At 68.2% G+C, this 239-nt stretch carries 1 pseudogene; it reads left to right on the top strand.

Annotated features, from left to right (window positions below):
- A pseudogene (locus QSV46_RS40985) lies at positions 1 to 239 on the top strand (hypothetical protein); the annotation flags it as partial.

Below are 239 nucleotides of genomic sequence, written 5' to 3'. Positions count from 1 at the left end.
ATCTGAGCCTGACCCCACAACAGGCGCTGTCGCGGCTGGTGCCGCATATCCTCGACATCCTGAGCCAGGCGCATCACCGCATCGCCATCGGCCTGGCCGGCGGCCCGGGCACCGGCAAGTCGACCCTGGCGGCCGAACTGGTCACCATGCTCAATGCGGTCCATCCCGGCAGCGCGGCCCTTGTGCCGATGGACGGCTTCCACATCAAGCATGCCAAGCTCGAGGCCATGGGGCAGGCC

Source organism: Bradyrhizobium cosmicum (assembly GCF_032290525.1).
Lineage (GTDB): Bacteria > Pseudomonadota > Alphaproteobacteria > Rhizobiales > Xanthobacteraceae > Bradyrhizobium > Bradyrhizobium cosmicum_A.
The sequence above is the reverse complement of the archived record's forward strand: the minus strand, read 5'-3'. Positions and strand labels throughout refer to the sequence as shown.